16 protein-coding genes and 1 pseudogene are annotated in these 16,743 nt (G+C 47.6%); 13 read left to right on the forward strand and 4 right to left on the reverse strand.

Translation table 11 applies throughout. The annotated features are described in order from the left end of the window. The first annotated feature begins 10 nt into the window (after positions 1-10). Positions 11-1,006 (forward strand): hypothetical protein, encoded by a 996-nt coding sequence (locus ACT53G_RS02500; RefSeq protein ID WP_476168611.1) that lies wholly within the window; start codon positions 11-13, stop codon positions 1,004-1,006. 17 nt (positions 1,007-1,023) lie between these two features. Here the strand turns inward: ACT53G_RS02500 and ACT53G_RS02505 are convergent, their stop codons facing one another. The 4 genes and pseudogenes from ACT53G_RS02505 to ACT53G_RS02520 form a co-directional block, all read right to left on the reverse strand. Beyond that, the gene (locus ACT53G_RS02505; protein WP_476168766.1) at positions 1,024-1,200 is read right to left on the reverse strand and encodes a DUF4113 domain-containing protein; all 177 of its coding nucleotides are present in this window, start codon (positions 1,198-1,200) and stop codon (positions 1,024-1,026) included. A 256-nt stretch (positions 1,201-1,456) separates the two neighbouring features. Beyond that, positions 1,457-2,613 (reverse strand): annotated as a pseudogene (locus tag ACT53G_RS02510) (IS3 family transposase). Between the two features lie 138 nt (positions 2,614-2,751). Then, a complete protein-coding gene (locus ACT53G_RS02515) occupies positions 2,752-3,210 on the reverse strand; it encodes an N-acetyltransferase family protein (protein ID WP_476168612.1) in 459 nt (152 codons plus the stop codon). After that, positions 3,195-3,848, reverse strand: a complete 654-nt coding sequence (locus ACT53G_RS02520) for a helix-turn-helix domain-containing protein (protein ID WP_476168613.1) — start codon at positions 3,846-3,848, stop codon at positions 3,195-3,197. The genes ACT53G_RS02515 and ACT53G_RS02520 overlap by 16 nt, the downstream gene beginning before the upstream one ends. Positions 3,849-4,198: 350 nt before the next feature. Between ACT53G_RS02520 and ACT53G_RS02525 the strand changes: the two genes are divergently transcribed. The 12 genes from ACT53G_RS02525 to ACT53G_RS02580 all read left to right on the forward strand — a co-directional run bounded on the left by ACT53G_RS02525 (position 4,199) and on the right by ACT53G_RS02580 (position 16,428). Next, positions 4,199-5,440 (forward strand): FAD-dependent oxidoreductase, encoded by a 1,242-nt coding sequence (locus ACT53G_RS02525; protein WP_476168614.1) that lies wholly within the window; start codon positions 4,199-4,201, stop codon positions 5,438-5,440. Between the two features lie 18 nt (positions 5,441-5,458). After that, positions 5,459-5,719, forward strand: a complete 261-nt coding sequence (locus ACT53G_RS02530; RefSeq protein ID WP_275354890.1) for a sarcosine oxidase subunit delta — start codon at positions 5,459-5,461, stop codon at positions 5,717-5,719. Then, a complete protein-coding gene (locus ACT53G_RS02535; RefSeq protein ID WP_476168615.1) occupies positions 5,716-8,610 on the forward strand; it encodes a 2Fe-2S iron-sulfur cluster-binding protein in 2,895 nt (964 codons plus the stop codon). The genes ACT53G_RS02530 and ACT53G_RS02535 overlap by 4 nt, the downstream gene beginning before the upstream one ends. 2 nt (positions 8,611-8,612) lie before the next feature. Further along, complete coding sequence (locus ACT53G_RS02540) at positions 8,613-9,287, forward strand: sarcosine oxidase subunit gamma (RefSeq protein ID WP_476168616.1); 675 nt, start codon at positions 8,613-8,615, stop codon at positions 9,285-9,287. 42 nt (positions 9,288-9,329) lie between these two features. Beyond that, the gene (gene glnT, locus ACT53G_RS02545) at positions 9,330-10,664 is read left to right on the forward strand and encodes a type III glutamate--ammonia ligase (RefSeq protein ID WP_476168617.1); all 1,335 of its coding nucleotides are present in this window, start codon (positions 9,330-9,332) and stop codon (positions 10,662-10,664) included. 58 nt (positions 10,665-10,722) lie between these two features. Further along, positions 10,723-11,619 carry a class II glutamine amidotransferase gene (locus tag ACT53G_RS02550; protein WP_476168618.1) on the forward strand — a complete coding sequence of 299 codons (897 nt, stop codon included), beginning with the start codon at positions 10,723-10,725 and terminating at the stop codon, positions 11,617-11,619. Next, a complete protein-coding gene (locus ACT53G_RS02555) occupies positions 11,607-12,299 on the forward strand; it encodes a protein glxC (RefSeq protein WP_476168619.1) in 693 nt (230 codons plus the stop codon). Before ACT53G_RS02550 ends, ACT53G_RS02555 begins: the two co-directional genes overlap by 13 nt. 2 nt (positions 12,300-12,301) lie before the next feature. Next, positions 12,302-13,639, forward strand: coding sequence for an FMN-binding glutamate synthase family protein (locus ACT53G_RS02560; protein ID WP_476154932.1), 1,338 nt, complete (start codon positions 12,302-12,304; stop codon positions 13,637-13,639). Between the two features lie 253 nt (positions 13,640-13,892). Next, positions 13,893-14,081 carry a hypothetical protein gene (locus ACT53G_RS02565; RefSeq protein ID WP_194746949.1) on the forward strand — a complete coding sequence of 63 codons (189 nt, stop codon included), beginning with the start codon at positions 13,893-13,895 and terminating at the stop codon, positions 14,079-14,081. Positions 14,082-14,083: 2 nt separating this feature from the next. Further along, positions 14,084-14,863 (forward strand): hypothetical protein, encoded by a 780-nt coding sequence (locus tag ACT53G_RS02570; RefSeq protein ID WP_476145936.1) that lies wholly within the window; start codon positions 14,084-14,086, stop codon positions 14,861-14,863. A gap of 260 nt (positions 14,864-15,123) precedes the next feature. Continuing rightward, entirely contained in the window at positions 15,124-15,978 is an 855-nt protein-coding gene (locus tag ACT53G_RS02575) for a YihY/virulence factor BrkB family protein (RefSeq protein WP_476168620.1), read from the forward strand. A 201-nt stretch (positions 15,979-16,179) separates the two neighbouring features. Then, positions 16,180-16,428, forward strand: a complete 249-nt coding sequence (locus tag ACT53G_RS02580; protein ID WP_194746946.1) for a helix-turn-helix domain-containing protein — start codon at positions 16,180-16,182, stop codon at positions 16,426-16,428. Positions 16,429-16,743 lie beyond the last annotated feature (315 nt).

Raw genomic sequence — 16,743 nt, forward strand, 5'->3', positions numbered from 1 at the left:
TGCGCTCTACATGAGCTGGGAGAATGTTACAAAATTGCAGCACTTTGTCTCTCAGGCAGAGCAGAGATTAAATGCAATAAACCCTAAAGCGTTACAGCAAAACCAGAAGATATACGAATTCGAAATTATTGATCGAGAGGCTCTCGAAATTCGCTTGGTAAATCCTAATGGGCGTAATATTTCAAATTCACTTGCTTACCTAGATCTATTCAGTTTTGATGTGGGGCAAGATAAATTGCTTCGTAATAACTTTGAGTCTTCTTTCAATCGTTATGAAGCCAGCATAAGGATGTTTACAGAAAGTTTAATTCAGAAACTCAGTATTGGAAAACAAGACGTCAATATCAAAGACGAAATAGTCAATATTTTCTTAGCTAAACTACTTAATTTGACCAGAAATCCTTTTTCCATTCATAAAGCGCTCAACACTTTTGGGATTTTGACCAACTATTTGCCCGCATTGCCAGAGCATCAAGCTGCATTTGATCGAATCCTTAATGGGCGCAAGCCTCACCAGAAGAGATTATGTCAGGAATTTGGTATTAGCGATCTGGAGTATCAACAATGGCTGCATATGTTATTCATGCTGTTTGTTCCCACTGGCGAAAGTGGCCTTAATATGCTCGAGAGCGTTGTAAGAAAATGTTTCATTGACAGCAAGTTTGCAATCCAAGTGTTGGTAAGTTCTTATACCTCTCCACAATGTTTGTTGTCTGACCGCTCATTTAGTACCAATATAAATCAAAAGGGCTACGATGGTTTTGACTTTAATCTAACCTCACATGCATTTATTAGATATATATTCGCTGACATTGATCAATTTCAACTACCTGAAATGCCGATAGAAATACTAAATTCTACAAAGGAAAGGTATAAGGCGCTTCCTCGTCAAATTAATGTTATGCATGATATTGATAATATGGATCTACTGAGGGGGTTTAACACTAACGTGATTTATCAAAGTAACGACCACGTTTATTGTGCCTCCAAAAATCCTCTTATCTAAGTCCCTGTAAAAACCTTTCAGCAATATGCGATAGGGATCTCATTCCATGAGCCTGAATAGTCTAGGCTTTTAAGCTCTCGCCTCGTTGCCCAAGACTTACTTATTCCTTCAGATGCTAACTTGATAGTGCCGTATTTGATGGAAAGAGCACTTAGAAAGGTAGCAATAATTATTTCTAGAGGCGGTGCAGACACGAATGCTAGCAAGATGATCCAAGGTGCTATGCGAGTGCAGGGTAAGTTAATCCTTGTTTTGAACGATGAAGATCTTGCGCAACTGGTAAAGTTGAAGATGGGAGGCAGTGATCCTAGTGACCATTTATTTGAAAAAACAGACGAGTTCTTGTTAACTCTTCCGAGATAGCAGTATTACAACTCTTAGATGTTAATCGAAAAACATGCAATTAATCCTTTGGTTTAGTTTTGGATTTATGCATCTTGTGAATCGCCACTAATTTTGTAGACACTGTTCAGCCGATTGATTGAACTGCTTTTCAAAGTCTATCGGAGATAGCAAGTTATTGGAATTGTGTCTTCGTTTTGAGTTGTAAAAGAACTCGATGTAATCGAAGATATCCCGCTTTGCTTCATCCCGGTCGTTGTATATTTTGCGCTTGATTCTCTCCCGCTTTAGTAGTTGAAAGAAGCTTTCAGCCACAGCATTATCATGGCAGTTACCTCTGCGGCTCATGCTAGATTCAAGATTGTGCGCTTTTAGAAACAGCATCCAATCTTCACTGGTGTATTGGCTACCCTGATCTGAGTGAATCAGCACATTTTGTTTAGGCTTCCTGCGCCACACAGCCATCAGCAACGCATCTAATACCAGCTCTTTGGTAATCCGGGATTGCATAGACCAACCCACAATACGTCGGGAGAATAAGTCCATGACAGCCGCCAGATATAACCAACCCTCATGCGTACGAATGTAGGTAATGTCGGTCACCCATGATTGATTTGGCATCACTGGATTGAATTCACGGTTCAGCGTGTTAGGCGCTACCACATGGGGCTTGCCACTATAATGGCGTGGCTTGCGGTAGCCGACCAAGGCTTTGAGTCCATGCTGATGCATCAGCTTATAAACGCGGTTGATCCCAATGTGCTCACCCCAAGCGCGCAAATCACTATGCACTTTGCGATAACCATACACACCACCAGACTCCAACCAACTTTGCTTGATAAGGCCGGATTGCCGCTGGCTGGTTTGATAAGCCTTGGAATGCGGTTGATTTAGCCAAGCATAAAACCCACTCGGATGAACATTCAACACCTTGCATAGCCACCGTATCGGCCAGCAGTCCTGATGCTGTTGTATAAAGGCATACCTCAACCTGACTGCTTCGCGAAGTATGCCGCGGCTTTTTTTAAGATATCTCGCTCTTCAGTGACACGTTTGAGTTCTTTACGCAGACGTTGCAACTCGGCCTGCTCAGCTGTTTTTGCTTGATGCTCTGCTGCATCCGGGCCGTATTTCCTGACCCAGGCCTACAGACTATCGACAGTGACATCTAACCTGCGCGCCATTTCAGAGACAGCATACCCGCCTTCTGTGATTTGACGGACTGCTGCTATTTTGAATTCTTCTGGATAACGTTTACCACTCATACTGCACCTTTCTTTTATTGCCATTATTACGGCTTAAAGGTGTCTAGTAAATTAGTGGCGATTCAAACGGTAGTTTGTGAATGAGCATACTTTCTCACCTTAGCGGGTAAGTTATGACTAGTTAAAAATGTACAAAAATTATAAAAATAATCTTCTCGCATTTAACTGAGTGCTTTCCCAACCCAGGTGCCGGTAATACCCTATCGCAGGTTCATTTTCAATATCGACCAATAGCTGGGCACGAGTCGCTCCTTTTTCTTTTGCCCAATCTAATGCCGACTGCAGTAGTTTTTTACCAATTCCTTGTTGTCTAAATTCTGCATGAACGACCATGTCTTCTACCCAAACAGAGCTTGCTCCTTGTGCCGTGGAGATGACAAGTTGCGCGCTAACCATCCCAATCAGTTTCCCATCTTCTGTAAATGCAGCTTTGATTACCCCATGTTCTGGTTGTGATATCAGCATACTTAAACCGGCTTTTTGTTTCTCCATGTCCGGTTTGAAATCAGCTTCTATACTAAATAGCACATATAGAAGGTTGGCTAGTTGAACGGCATCTTTTTCTTGTGCATCTCGAATACTTATGACTGCGTCCATTCACTGCCTCCTGTATGATCAGCTGGATCGTGATGAATAATGGCCAGGAAACGGATGGGGACCTCTATGAGCTTGGCTGGCTGATGCGGCTGGTCTCCTCTAAAGGTCAGTGAGTCGCCTGGCTCAAGTAAGAAAGTCTCCAACCCTACCTTGTACTCTAATACCCCCTCCAGCATATGAATAAATTCAGTGCCGCCATGTTCAAAAGGGGGGAATTCTTCTGCCTGATCTTCAAGCGTGATCAAGAACGGCTCAAAAGTCTTTTGAGGCCCTTGATCATAGGCTAATAAATGATATGTGTGGCCGAGCTTTGTGCCGCGGCGTACTACTTCCATACCATGCCCTTTTTTAACGAATTGTGCATTTCCTGAGGGAGCGTTGTAGTCGCGGAACAGTCTTGAAAGCGTTACGCCAAGCGCGTTGGCTACTTGTTCCAATGTTTCAAGACTGGTTGATACATGACCATTCTCAATTTTACTGAACATTCCAACACTAATATTCGCTCTCTCAGCGACATCGGCAATGGTCAGGCCATGTTGTTTTCTGACCTCTTTGATGACATTCCCCAAGTGTTTACCCAAAGGTTTGGATTCTGTTTCAGTCATAGGGACAACATTTTTTTTCAAATCAGAGGTCATTGGCGGCTAAAACTCCCATATCCATACTTCTCGTTTAATTATCACAAGCCCAATAAATCAAGTGACGGCAAATCAAGCTCCTGCTGGTGAATTAATTGACTAACTCTTTCTTAGTCATTAACCCATCCTCAGCCACTTTTTTAAGCATATTCAGATGCTCTAAATGGGTTCATCAGTCCAAATTATGCACCAAATCATTGCAAAATAGGTAAATTTATTCCTGGTAGGAAAAAAATATTCATAAAGACGTTGACAGCGGTTTTTGCAATGCGTATAAATGGAACTGTTGTTTCCTGATGGGAATAAAATTTTCATGTCGAGATTGATGTTGGATCGTTGCGGAGCGTTGAATGCCTCTAAGATTGCTTAAATATGCGTTGAGTAAAGAGTACAAAGAGACTCGGTTTTTTAGGGAGAATGTAACCCCTAAAAAAAGTTACGACGCTGTCATTATTGGTGGGGGCGGGCACGGTTTGGCTGCTGCCTACTATCTGGCTAAAGACCATGGCATGACTAATATTGCCGTGCTTGAAAAGGGTTATTTGGGTGGCGGCAACACTGGCCGCAATACCACCATTGTCAGGTCTAATTACCTGACCCCAGAGGGCGTGAACTTCTATGATGCCAGCGTCAAAATATACGAAGGTTTGTCCGAAGAGTTAGATATCAATCTATTCTATTCAACGCGCGGCCATTTCACATTGGCGCATACAGAATCAGCGATGCGGACAATGCGTTGGCGCGCTGAGGTCAATAAACATGTGGGCGTGGATAGTTATGTCGTTGGTCCGGATGAGATCTCAAAAGCCTGTCCTCAGCTAGACATCAGCTGCAGTGGCCATGCGCCCATTTTAGGGGCTTTGTATCATGGGCCAGGTTCTGTGGCTCGGCATGATGCTGTCGCTTGGGGTTACGCCCGCGGCGCCGATAGGTTAGGTGTCGATATATTTCAGAGTACAGAAGTGACTGGCATCGATATCAAGAGCGGTAAGGTTCAAGGGGTACAAACGAGCCGAGGTTATATCTCTACCCCCAGAGTGCTTTCAGCGGTGGCAGGGTTCACTCCCCGCATTTGCAAAATGGCTGGCATTGATACGCCTATTGTCATTCATCCCTTGCAAGCCTGTGTGACTGAGCCAATGAAGCCCTGGCTGGATTCAATCCTGGTTTCCGGTAGCTTGCATGTCTACGTCAGTCAATCTTCCCGTGGCGAATTGGTCATGGGGTCTTCGTTGGATCCCTATGAGGTTCATTCGACCAGGTCTTCTTTAGACTTTGTGGAGGGACTGACGTCTCACATGTTAGACATGTTCCCATTCCTCTCCAATGTGAAGATCGTCAGGCAGTGGGGCGGGATGGCAGACATGACCCCAGACTTCTCTCCCATTATGGGCAAGACACCGGTGGAAGGTTTTTATCTCGATGCCGGGTGGGGAACGTGGGGATTCAAGGCCACACCGATCAGCGGGAAAACGATGGCTGCCACGATTGCTAATGATATGGCGCCAGATCTCATCAAGCCTTTCAGGCTTTCAAGATTTGAAGAGTACGAATTGACTGGCGAAAAAGGTGCGGCTTCGGTCGGTCACTAAGCATCAGGAAGATTAGAAATGAAATTACTTACTTGCCCGATTAATGGCGTGAGACCGCTAAGCGAATTTGTCTTTGGTGGTGAACTTCGTGATATGCCCGAAGCTGAATGCAGCGACAAAGAGTGGGCCGATTATGTTTATAACCGCAATGGCGCGCCAGGGCTAAAAAAAGAATGGTGGTATCACTCTCCTAGCGGAACCTGGTTTGTTGCAGAAAGAGACACCTTAACCGACAACGTAGCACGTACCTACTTATATGAACAGGAAGGTGCTCAATGAGCATGAGGTTACAAAATACTTCCGGTGAGTGGATCAATCGGAACAACAAAATTAAATTCTCATTTGAAGGTAAAGATTATGAGGGCTTTGAAGGGGATACGATTAGCAGCGCCTTGTGGGCTGCGGGCGAGAAAGTATTAGGCCGTAGTTTTAAATACCATCGCCCCAGAGGCATTTTTACCTTGGCAAATCATGACGTCAACATCATGGTGACAGATGGTGTCGATACCAATATCCGAGCCGATGTTGTTCAGGTTAAAGCGGGGATGAAACTCCAAGTAGTGAATGTTGACGGCGGGGTGATGGCGGATAAGAAGCGCTTTCTTGATTCGATATCGGCGCTCTTACCCGTTGGTTTTTATTACAAAGCATTTCATACCCCACGTGGTTTGTTTCCGTTTTGGGAGCGCATCATTCGCAATGCAGCTGGTTTGGGCGTGGTGAACTTTAACTATCCGCGGCTCTTAAAAAAGAAACAGCATTCGCATTACGATCTCCTGGTGGTTGGCGCTGGCCCTTCAGGGATATCTGCTGCTTTGACTGCAGCCCGTGAAGGCTTAGAGGTTCTTTTGGTGGATGAAAATGCCAACCCCGGCGGAAGTTTTGCTTACGACAATGCAGGCAATTCAGAGCATCACGAACAGTTAGCAAACATGTTGAGTGAAGCACAAAGCCTGCGTAATTTAAAAGTGAAAACTAATGCTTATGCAGCCGGATATTATGCTGATCATCTGATCCCGATCGTAGACGAATCTGGAATCACAAAAGTACGTGCTAAAGCAGTGATTGTTGCCAGTGGCGCCTTTGAGCAACCTCCCGTGTTCAGAAACAACGATCTCCCGGGAGTCATGCTTGGTTCCGCTGCGCAACGTCTCATGGCACGATATGCCGTTAAGCCATTCTTGAAGGGCGTAGTCGTCACCGCTAATAGCCATGGTTACCGGGTGGCGCTTGATCTGATTGCCTCTGGGGTAGAGGTCGCGGCGATTGTTGATATGCGGGCGGGTGGCGAGACGGATGCCATTGCCAGTGTGGTCGCAAATAAAGGCATCCCAATCCATAACGGTGCCTGCATCTATGAAGCTGTGCCGGTATCCGGCAAGTTAGGCGTCAAAGGCGCGATTGTTGCGGATTACGATGAAGCCTCTGCGCAGGCCGATATTCGGAAATCCTTACAGATTGACTGTGACGGTATCGTCATGTGTGCAGGCTGGGCGCCTGCTGCTGCATTGCTCTATCAGGCTGGCACCGGCATGCGTTATGACGATCAAATACACCAATTCGTACCGTCAAGACTGCCCAATGGCATTTTCGCTGCAGGTAAGGTCAACGGTGTTTTTGGCTTGAATCAACGCATCCAGGATGGCGCCCGTGCTGCCTCTGATGCCCTCAAATATTTGGGATATGTTGGAAACGACGCCACCGTAGACAGTTTTGCCGGCTCATCGCCTAGCCATCCTTATCCGATTGTGATGCATCCCAAAGGTAAAAACTTTGTGGATTTCGACGAAGATATCAGCGTAAAAGATTTCATCCATGCGGCTCAGGAAGGCTTCGATAACATCGAATTAATGAAGCGTTTCACGACAGTTGGCATGGGGCCCAGCCAGGGCAAGCATTCAAACATGAATGCGATTCGTATTCTGGCGCGCATCAGAAGTCTTCCAGTCAATAAAATTGGCACGACGACTGCACGGCCCTTCTTTCATCCAACACCAATAGGCCATTTGGCAGGCAGGGGGTTACATCCTCATCGAGATACCCCGCTGCATCAGTGGCACGCAGAACACGGTGCAGTGTTCACGGACGTAGGCGCATGGAAACGTCCAGCCTACTACAACGTGGATGGACAAACCAAAGAGCAGTCTATCCAGAACGAAGCAAAAGCCGTCAGAAGTGCAGCCGGCATCATTGATGTCAGTACCTTGGGCAAGATTGAGATTCATGGCGCCAATGCCGCTGAATTTTTGGAACGTTTCTATACTGGTAATTTTAAAGATCAAAGGGTTGGGCGCTCCCGATATGCCTTAATGCTGGACGAATCAGGGGTAATGGTAGATGACGGTGTCGCGTGCCGGATCGCAGAAAATTTCTTCTATGTGACCGCAAGTACCAGCAATGCCGCCGCGGTTTACCGTGAGATGCAGCGGTGGAATCAGATTTGGGGCCTGAATGTGACCTTCATCAATGTCACGGGCGCATATGGCGCGGTGAACATTGCCGGGCCATTGGCCAGAAAGGTGCTTCAGAAGATCACCCTGTTGGATCTCTCTGAAGACCAGTTTTTATTAGGTGCAGTAGCCGATACGTCCATAGGAGAAATAAAGGCACGTGTGATTCGCGTTGGATTTGTCTCTAACCAGGCCTATGAGATTCATGTGCCTGCCTCAGCTGTGCTTAAGTTGTGGAATTTGCTGCTAGACAGTGGAAGCGTTGATGAACGTGTTAAACCATTTGGGACAGAGGCACAAAGATTGCTTCGATTGGAAATGGGCCACCCATTAGTGGGGCATGATACCGATGGTCTTACCAATCCCTTTGAGCTTGGTGCTGATTGGGCCATCAACCTCAATAAACCTTTCTTTATCGGTAAACGCAGTTTGCAAATTATCCGCAAACGTCCTCTGCTAAAAAAACTGGTGGCTTTTTCGTTTAAGCCAGATTTCCAGGGCCCTGTGCCATGTGAATGTAATTTAGTGATCAGCAAGAGTGGCCAGATTGAGGGCAGGGTCACCAGTCTATCGTTGAGTCCTACACTGCAAAGATTCATCGGGTTTGCATATGTATCCCCAGCGAATACAACGTTGGGTGACGTCTTGAGTATTAGAACCGACAGCGGCCAGATGGTGGAGGCCTATGTTGTCCAGTCACCATTTATTGAAGGGGATTAAATATGGAAATGGTATTTGACCGACTCTCCCCCGTCAGTTTTGCGCAGTCAGGGTTAACGATGAAGAAAGCAATCTTGAACGGGATGGAAATCGTTCTAAGTTATGAAAATACGGATATCGAGATGCAACGGATGAAGAAGCTCGGTATTTGTGATGTGAGCGCATTTTCCAGAGCAGGCATTAAAGGAGCAAAGGCCGTTGAGTGGCTTGAATCCCAAGGCTTTACCGTGCCAGAAGCACCCAATACATGGCGTAAAGATCACGCTGGAGGATTGGTGTTAAGACTTGGGCGGAGTGAATTTTTATTGGAAGGTTTCCACCAAGGGCAGATTGCAATCAATGCAAATGATGCACCAGAGCATCTTTATGAAGTGGCGCGTTATGACGCTTCGTTCATTCTGAGCGGCGTGCATTTCCACAGTGCATTCAGTGAAATATGTGCACTAGACCTGAGTGAAGGCGCGTTTGCTGCGGATGCTGTGTTGATGACCAGTGTGGCTGGCGTGTCTGTGACTTTAATCCGCCAATTGCTGAATGGGGAGCTGGTCTACCGCTTATGGTGCGATGGTAGCTATGGTAACTATATATGGAGCACGCTCACCGAAATCGCCGGGGAGTTTGGCGGAGGCGCTGTTGGCCTGGATGTTCACTTCAAACAGATGATAACTAGTTCTTGATCGTTTCGAATTTTAATTAATAAATTTTAGGTGAGGCACTCAATGAAGTCTTTGCAGGAAGCACAAAAGTTTTTGCAGGAAAACAAGGTCAAGTACGTCCTTGCTCAATTCGTCGATATTCATGGGGTAGCTAAGGTCAAGTCCGTGCCGGCTGAGCATCTCAACGATATCCTGACGAAAGGCGCAGGTTTTGCTGGTGGTGCAATTTGGGGGACAGGCATTGCACCCAATGGCCCTGATTACATGGCGGTTGGTGAGCTGAGCACCATTGGCTTGGTGCCTTGGCAACCTGGTTATGCGCGACTGGTGTGCGATGGGCATGTTAACAATAAACCGCATGAATATGATGCACGCGTCGTTCTTAAGAAGCAGATTGCCCGGTTATCCGAACGTGGATGGACCTTCTACACAGGATTAGAGCCAGAGTTTTCATTACTGCGTCGTGACGAACAGGGTCAGATTCTGCCGTTTGATGAAACTGATACGTTGCAAAAACCATGTTACGACTATAAAGGGATCACAAGACACTCTGAGTATCTGGGTAAGTTAACTGAGTCGCTGATTGCGGCAGGGATGGATGTTTATCAAATTGATCATGAGGATGCGAATGGTCAGTTTGAAATTAACTACACCTATTCTGAATGCCTCAAAAGTGCAGACGATTACATTTTATTCAAGATGGCTGCGAGTGAAATAGCCAATGAGATGGGCATGATCTGCTCGTTCATGCCTAAGCCATTTAGCAATCGGCCAGGCAATGGTATGCACATGCATATGTCCATAGGTGATGGAGAAAAAAGCCTGTTCCAAGACGACAATGATCCCTCTGGCCTAGGGTTGTCTAGCCTGGCCTATCATTTCCTGGGCGGGATTCTTACGCATGCCCCGGCACTGACCGCCTTATGTAATCCGACCGTAAATTCGTACAAAAGACTGGTCGTAGGGCGCTCATTAACCGGTTCAACGTGGGCGCCAGCGTATATCAGTTACGGTAACAATAACCGTTCGACATTGGTGCGTATTCCTTATGGCCGCTTAGAACTGCGGCTCCCTGACGGCAGCTGTAATCCATATCTTGCAACCGCAGCCGTGATCGCAGCGGGCTTGGATGGCGTTGCCCGTCAGTTAAACCCAGGCAAGGGACATGATGAGAATCTCTACGATTACAGCCCCGAGCAACTTCAAGCCTTAAAGATTGGCATCCTTCCCCAGAATCTGGGTGAGGCATTGGATGCGCTTGAGAGTGATGCGGTCATCATGGATGCGCTGGGGGCAAATCTTGCCCAAGAGTTTTTAAAGATCAAACGCATGGAGTGGATAGATTATCAACGGCATGTCTCCCAGTGGGAAATTGATAGGTATGTTGAGTTCTTTTAATTGTTTGATGTGAGTGACGCATTGGTCATCGAACATGAAGTATTGATAGGAGAAAATGATGTGTGGGATTGTAGGATTACTGGTTAAAAACCAGAGTATGCGCGCAAATATCGGCCAATTGATGATGCCGATGCTGATTGGGATGACAGAGCGAGGGCCGGACTCTGCTGGCATGGCTGTGTTTACATCTCCAGTGGATGCAAATGCGTTGAAATATAGCCTATATGCACCGACGGCAGATTTTAGCTGGAAGGCATTGGAGCAAGCGTTTAATTCAGAGCACTCAGATCAGGTCACTCTCGCGGTGAAGGGGAATCATGCGATTCTCACCTCCGCAGTTGACACCATGAAAGTAAAAAACTGGATCAAGCAAGCCTATCCGCAGATTCATATCCTTTCTGTGGGTCAATCGATCGACGTGTACAAAGATACCGGCCTGCCTGCCGATGTGGCTGCGCGTTACGATTTGCCAGCGTTGAGTGGCACGCATTTGGTCGGACATACACGGATGGCGACTGAATCTGCCATTACGCCAGCCCATGCGCACCCTTTTACAGCAGGCACAGATTGGTGCCTGGTGCACAATGGATCCCTTTCTAACCCCAACAGCCTCCGTCGCAAGCTGCAACATGAAGGGATCAATTTTGAAACCGACAATGACACTGAAGCAGCCTGCCGTTTCCTTGAGTGGCGTATGCGTGAAGGTGACGATTTGAAAACCGCCCTGGAACATGGTTTCGACGAGCTGGATGGTTTCTATACATTGCTGATGGGTACCAAAGATCAATTGGCCTTGGTGAGGGATCCATTTGCATGTAAGCCTGCAGTGGTCGCGGAGCATGATGATTATGTCGCGATCGCTTCAGAGTTCCGCTCTTTAGCCCACCTTCCTGATGTGAAGAATGCTCACGTTTTTGAACCTTCACCAAAGGAGATGTACGTATGGAAAGTCTAAAATTTGACTTGGAAAATACCGAGTTGCGAACCGTGAATCAATATCTGCATCGTCCTGCAGCAGAGTTGAGTGGTAAAAACGTGGTCATTAGCAACCCCAATGGGGCTCACAACATCGCAGTCGGCCTGAATGCTGAGGTGAATGTCACAATTGATGGTCACGCTGGATATTACGCCGCAGGCATGAATCAACTGGCGACAGTCACTGTGACCGGCAGTGCCTCCACTGGCGTGGCGGAGAATATGATGTCCGGCGTGGTGCGTGTGAAAGGCTTCGCTTCTAACGCTGCTGGTGCAACGGCGCAAGGTGGTTTGTTAATCATTGACGGTGACGCCGGGCTTCGCTGCGGCATTTCGCTCAAAGGGGCTGATATTGTGGTTGGCGGTTCTGTGGGCAGCTTTTCCGCATTCATGGCACAAGCTGGCAATTTGGTGGTGCTTGGAGACGCAGGTGAGGCATTAGGCGACTCATTATACGAAGCTCGGCTCTTTGTGCGCGGTAACGTCAAGAGCTTGGGGGCCGATTGTGAAGAGAAGGAGATGGATCAGGAGTCACGCAATATTTTAGTGGATCTTCTGGCCAAATCCGGGCACGCAGAGGTGGATCCGGATAGCTTCAAATTATTTGGCTCTGCACGCACTCTCTATAACTTCCATGTTGATAACGCAGGAGCATATTAATCATGAGCGATACCTCTAAAAAAACTCCGCAAACAGAACCGCGTTTTTCTGCGACGTTCGATCCGGGAACGATGTCAGAAATTCGCCGTGCAGCAGCCACCGGCATTTATGATATTCGTGGCGCGGGTGCTAAACGAAAATTGCCACATTTCGATGACCTATTATTCTTGGGGGCTTCTGTCAGTAGATACCCACTGGAAGGCTATCGTGAGAAATGTGGCACAGATGTGGTGCTCGGAACACGTTATGCCAAAAAACCTATTCATCTCAAAACACCAGTGACGATTGCTGGTATGAGCTTTGGTGCGCTGTCTGGGCCAGCAAAAGAGGCGCTGGGCCGTGGAGCAAGCGCAGTCGGTACCAGTACAACCACTGGGGATGGCGGTATGACACCTGAGGAGCGTGGTCAGTCTTCGATTCTGGTCTATCAATACTTGCCTTCCCGGTATGGCATGAATCCAGATGATCTGCGGAAAGCGGATGCCATTGAAGTGGTGATTGGCCAAGGCGCGAAGCCTGGTGGCGGGGGGATGTTGCTGGGCCAGAAAATTAGTGACCGTGTCGCGAAAATGCGTTGTTTGCCTAAAGGCGTTGATCAACGTTCTGCATGTCGCCATCCAGACTGGACTGGTCCAGATGACTTGGAAATTAAGATTGCTGAACTGCGTGAGATCACAGATTGGGAAAAACCAATTTATGTGAAGGTGGGGGCGACGCGTCCATATTTTGATGTCACACTCGCTGTTAAAGCGGGCGCCGATGTTGTGGTACTCGATGGTATGCAAGGTGGGACCGCTGCCACACAAGAGGTGTTTATTGAACATGTGGGCATCCCGATTCTAGCGGCAATTCGACCAGCTGTACAGGCGCTGCAAGATATGGGTATGCACCGTAAAGTTCAGCTGATTGTTTCGGGGGGTATCAGAAATGGTGCTGATGTCGCTAAAGCCTTGGCGTTGGGCGCAGACGCTGTCGCTATCGGCACCGCTGCATTAATTGCGTTGGGTGATAACGATCCACATCTGGAAGAGGAATACCAAAAACTTGGGACCACTGCCGGCGCTTATGATGATTGGCATGAAGGTAAGGACCCTGCAGGGATTACTACTCAAGATCCAGAGTTGATGAAGCGTTTAGATCCGGTGAAAGCTGGCCGTCGTCTTGCAAACTATCTCTCTGTGCTGACGATGGAGGCTCAGGTGATTGCTAGAGCATGCGGTAAATCTCATTTGCATAATTTGGAGCCTGAGGATTTGGTGGCACTCACGATTGAATCCGCTGCGATGGCCAAGGTTCCGCTCGCAGGCACTAACTGGATTCCAGGCGCGTCTTCGTTCTGACATAAAGCGACTATCAATGCTAAGGGGCAAGACTGAGAAATCTTGCCCCTTGACGTTTAGTAGATGATCTGTGGTGTTATCTTTTGGTCTTTACTCGATCCAATGTGGCAGTAGGGGAGAGCTGTTCGCTTTCGAAAGTTAATATTATCCCATTCAAGGTTTAATATTTCAGACTGTCGCAAAAATAGCCTTAGCCACCTCATAGTTGACAAGGCTGCGAGATTGCGACATTCTTAGCCCAACGGAGGTCGAAATGCTATTCCTAAAGATGAGCGCCAATAGTAAGTTGCTGGCAGAGCAGGTCAAAAATGCCAAGAAAAAATACCCGACATTAAAAGTGGTCGGTCGTGGCACGGTGACAATTAACCCGGCCAGCATTGTCAATTCAGCCAGTTTTCAGGCAGATGCTTCAAAGATTGCGAATCTTCCCCTGCAAAAATAGCCATGGGGGTGTTATTTGTTCTGCTGATATTGGTTTCAGGGTTTCTTGTTTGTCATTACCATCCCCAGTACTTCTTTAAGCTGCATCGATACGAAGGCCAGTATCTTTACCTGCAAGCGGCCTATCTCGGTATTCTCTGCCTGATTTCGGCGGCCATTTTTCATGTTTTGTTGATCAATCTGTCAGCGATCCCGATGGTTGAGGGCGTGCGTACTCTTGGCATCGATTATGTCGATTTGCTGGCCCGTTATCTGCCAGATAGCCTTGGGCTGACCACGGTGGATAAAAAGCGCTATGTGCTGTTAGGTGTGATTGCCCTGACGACATTGTTGATGCCGTTATTGATTTCAAAGTGGGTATATTGGCGGCTTAAACATTATTTGCAGCTCGATAGTGATGAAGAAGTGGATATTGTCATTATGTCAGAGTTGTTTTCTGACAGTCCTTTGGACCAGTTGCTGTTTTCGGCGATGATTAACGACCGCAACCTGATGCTGGTGCTGGATGACCGCAAGGTGTATGTGGGGCGGGTGGCCACCATGGGCGAGCCCAACGAGAATGAGGGTGCGGATCAGGAAATCAGTTTTCTGCCTTTTGTGAGCGGTTATCGCGACAAAGACTCGTTGCAGGTGATGTTTACTACCGATTACAAAAAAGTCGGCGACAATTTGCCGCTGGTGATCCGGCAAGAGTCGATTGTCAGTGCGCGTGAGTTTGATTTTTCTGTGTATGATACCTTTCAGGAGACTGGAAGACCTTCAGCAGGTCTAGCCACTACCTAATCTGCAAGCGGATCCCAAACGGTTGGGTGATGCCTTACAAATCCTTGAATACAAATCCCGCATGCTTCGCCGTAACCCTGTTGCGGTCAGGCGCCGCGCAGTCCGTCGGCCATTTCTGACAGCGAGATACCCCTTTGACCGATAGGGCGTAGCCGTGCCCTTGGGTATGCTGGTGTCAGGTTTTGCTGCGTTTACCGTTGGCAAAGCTCCCCCTTGCTGCTAAACGGCAAGTCTTTATAGTCTATGCATGGATAATCTGGATGAAACAAGTCTGGCTACTGGTGAAAACGGCCTTTATCGGTTGGCGGGATGATTACGCACAAAGCATGGGTGCCGCCCTGGCTTACTACACGTTGTTCTCGATTGCACCGCTTTTATTGATAGTGATTTCAATTGCGGGGCTGATATTTGGGCAGGAGGCTGCGCGCGGCGAAATTATTGGCCAGTTGAATAGCTTGATGGGGCAACGTGGCGCGGTGGCAATACAAACACTGCTAGAAAGCGTGAGCCGACCGTCCGAAGGCATTGCTGCCACTGCCATTGGGGTGGTGCTATTGCTGGTAGGGGCGACTTCTGTGTTTGGCGAGTTGCAGGACTCGCTGGATCGTATCTGGAAAGCACCGATGCGGGAAGGCAGCGGCTTGTGGCACTTGCTGCGGGTGCGCTTGTTATCGTTTGGCATGATCTTGGGCATCGGCTTTTTGCTCATGGTCTCACTGGTGTTTAGCGCCGGGCTGGCGGCGATCAGCAAATGGTGGTCGCCGGTGTTTTCTGGCTGGATACTGATTGCGGGGATACTGAATACCGTGTTCAGTTTTGCATTGACGACTGGTATGTTCGCCATGATTTACAAGACCATGCCACGTGCACAAATTCAATGGGATGAGGTCTGGATAGGCGCCATTATCACGGCAGTCTTATTCACCATCGGCAAGTGGCTGATTGGCATTTATATCGGCAACAGTGCATTTTCCAGTGCCTATGGGGCAGCTGGGTCCATTTTGGTGTTATTGATCTGGGTTTATTACTCCGCGCAGATATTCCTGATGGGCGCCGAATTGACGCGTGCCTATTCGCATGTGATGGGCACGGCAAAGCGTATTGACGTTGATTGAACCAAGTCAGCCTAGCATGCGTCTTTTCACGTATCGCAAACACTTTATAAAATTGTATAATGTTTTGTGTCCTCAGGCAGTCGCGTAGTTGAGGAGGATTGATATCGATCAAGCCCAGGCATTCATGTGCAGACTACACTTTATCCAAGTGTGGCATCGCGCTTGAAACACGCGAACAATCAAAAGTTGTCAGGAAGTTGTGTGATTTACGTAGAGTTAAAGACCGTTATTTTAAAAAAACAATTAGAGTGGGGCAGAACCATCACCATCACCGAAATTGCAGATGCAAGCGGGATTAGCCGCATGACTTTGCACAGAATGCTCAAAGACCGGACCTATAATGCCAGTACCGAGCACTTGAACAAGCTATGTGCTTACCTGCAGTGCGATTTATTTACCCTGATCCGTTGGGAGCCTGATCTGCCAGTCGCGCAGGTACATGTTGCCTGAGCATCGCCTTGTACTTGATCACAGGTCGTCCTCGCCAGGCTTCTTCCCTGGCCAGACTGTCCTTTCCGCTATATTTGTTATCCCACCTGGTTTTCTTGCCGGTCATGTCTCATGAGCGGGGCATGTTTACGGCAGCCCTGATCTTTTCTTTAATGGTTGCGCGTGTTGGTATGCTTCTGACATAAAACGATATTTTCTCCTCAATCCAGAGCTGGTGCGGCTTGGCAAGCATTTCGTCTGGGCTGTCACCATGCTGAACACATAAGCTGGCTGGTGTTTTCCGCTTTTTTTAAGCGATGCCTTTGCACAGGAGTT

This window comes from Methylophilus sp. DMC18 (genome assembly GCF_056314005.1).

Excerpts from the sequence above, each read along its gene's own strand:
- ACT53G_RS02500 (WP_476168611.1), top strand. The coding sequence starts at position 11 with ATGAGCTGGGAGAATGTTACAAAATTGCAGCACTTTGTCTCTCAGGCA.
- ACT53G_RS02515 (WP_476168612.1), bottom strand. The coding sequence starts at position 3,210 with ATGGACGCAGTCATAAGTATTCGAGATGCACAAGAAAAAGATGCCGTT.
- ACT53G_RS02520 (WP_476168613.1), bottom strand. The coding sequence starts at position 3,848 with ATGACCTCTGATTTGAAAAAAAATGTTGTCCCTATGACTGAAACAGAA.
- ACT53G_RS02525 (WP_476168614.1), top strand. The coding sequence starts at position 4,199 with ATGCCTCTAAGATTGCTTAAATATGCGTTGAGTAAAGAGTACAAAGAG.
- ACT53G_RS02530 (WP_275354890.1), top strand. The coding sequence starts at position 5,459 with ATGAAATTACTTACTTGCCCGATTAATGGCGTGAGACCGCTAAGCGAA.
- ACT53G_RS02535 (WP_476168615.1), top strand. The coding sequence starts at position 5,716 with ATGAGCATGAGGTTACAAAATACTTCCGGTGAGTGGATCAATCGGAAC.
- ACT53G_RS02540 (WP_476168616.1), top strand. The coding sequence starts at position 8,613 with ATGGAAATGGTATTTGACCGACTCTCCCCCGTCAGTTTTGCGCAGTCA.
- glnT (WP_476168617.1), top strand. The coding sequence starts at position 9,330 with ATGAAGTCTTTGCAGGAAGCACAAAAGTTTTTGCAGGAAAACAAGGTC.
- ACT53G_RS02550 (WP_476168618.1), top strand. The coding sequence starts at position 10,723 with ATGTGTGGGATTGTAGGATTACTGGTTAAAAACCAGAGTATGCGCGCA.
- ACT53G_RS02555 (WP_476168619.1), top strand. The coding sequence starts at position 11,607 with ATGGAAAGTCTAAAATTTGACTTGGAAAATACCGAGTTGCGAACCGTG.
- ACT53G_RS02560 (WP_476154932.1), top strand. The coding sequence starts at position 12,302 with ATGAGCGATACCTCTAAAAAAACTCCGCAAACAGAACCGCGTTTTTCT.
- ACT53G_RS02565 (WP_194746949.1), top strand. The coding sequence starts at position 13,893 with ATGCTATTCCTAAAGATGAGCGCCAATAGTAAGTTGCTGGCAGAGCAG.
- ACT53G_RS02570 (WP_476145936.1), top strand. The coding sequence starts at position 14,084 with ATGGGGGTGTTATTTGTTCTGCTGATATTGGTTTCAGGGTTTCTTGTT.
- ACT53G_RS02575 (WP_476168620.1), top strand. The coding sequence starts at position 15,124 with ATGAAACAAGTCTGGCTACTGGTGAAAACGGCCTTTATCGGTTGGCGG.